This window comes from Polynucleobacter sp. 35-46-11 (assembly GCF_002281105.1).
Window position 1 is genome coordinate 1 of the sequence record NZ_NCFJ01000669.1, and the last position, 1,190, is coordinate 1,190.

Here is a 1,190-nt window from a genome sequence, read left to right on the forward strand (position 1 = left end):
CGCCAGTAGTAGTAAACGCTTTTAGCCATCTTGGCGATGAGTAGTAAGTCTAGTAAACGGTAATACGGCCTTAGCTCAGTAATTACTTGGGCTTGTTCTTGCTTGCCAAGTGTTTTTGCTGGGCTAAGGCCTCGAGCTTTTTTAGGTAATCAGTCTCCACCCTGCGGTACTCAAGCTCTTGCATGAGCTCTTGTGGGGTCATTTGGGTCACCGGCTTATTGGTGGGGGTAAACGGTTTAAAGGGTTTTGACATGGGTGACCGTCCCTTGGGCTTGGGTTCTAGGGCTGTGATACCGCCTTCATTGTAAAGACGTTGCCATTGACCAATCGTACTGGGCATAAGTCTTGTTGAGACTGTGTTGGCCATGGGCTTTGTAAGCATGAACCCATTTGCGAACATAGGCATATTTAACGCCGTATTGATCTCCAATAGTTTTAAAACCACCCCTACCGGAGAGGTAATGCTGAATAACTACTAGCTTGAACTCTTTGCTGTATTTGGACATGAGACTGACTCTTTTTAGTTGGATTGGGTGTCCAACTTTTGTGGGTCAGTTCATTTAGAGGCCTTTTCTAATACTGACCGAAGCAACTATTTTTATTTCTTAGTTGGCGCAACTACGTTTGCATTCTTTGGTGATGCGGTAATGGTGATGATCGTTTTTGGGCCAGCAAACGAACCTTCATTCAATTCGACTGTTGATGTGCGATCACCTTTTGTAAAAACCAAAATACTCGTTTTTGATTTCACGGCACTAACAGTGGTCCATCCAGACTTTGGATACTCAGCCTGGAAGAATGCATAAATATCTGTTGGAGTTTGCACACCAGATAAAACTACACGACCCACCCAGTTATCACCACGGCCAATAATTAAAGAATCTGCACCAATAATTTTTGATGCCGCAGGTAATGGCATATCACCCAAGAGTTGCGACTGAATTTCTTGAACTTCGCTAGGGGTGCCAGTTGGAGAATCGCCAGAAGAGGCGCAAGCCGCTAAGAGAGCGGATAAGGCCATCGCTAATACGATTGTGTGGAGTCGTTTCAGTTGGATCATGTTCTTGCCCTGGTAATCAATCTACATTACTGGAGGCGCGTGAGGGAATCGAACCCCCGTACGAAGCTTTGCAGGCTCCTGCCTAACCACTCGGCCAACGCGCCATATGCTTGAATCAAAAATGGGAAGC

At 45.8% G+C, this 1,190-nt stretch carries 1 protein-coding gene, 1 tRNA gene and 1 pseudogene; all 3 read right to left on the bottom strand.

Translation table 11 applies throughout. From position 1 onward, the window contains the following. Positions 1-506 (bottom strand): annotated as a pseudogene (locus B7Y67_RS18625) (helix-turn-helix domain-containing protein); the annotation flags it as partial. A 92-nt stretch (positions 507-598) separates the two neighbouring features. Further along, positions 599-1,060 carry a hypothetical protein gene (locus tag B7Y67_RS18630; RefSeq protein WP_293599908.1) on the bottom strand — a complete coding sequence of 154 codons (462 nt, stop codon included), beginning with the start codon at positions 1,058-1,060 and terminating at the stop codon, positions 599-601. Between the two features lie 30 nt (positions 1,061-1,090). Continuing rightward, a tRNA-Cys gene (locus B7Y67_RS18635) sits at positions 1,091-1,164 on the bottom strand. Positions 1,165-1,190 lie beyond the last annotated feature (26 nt).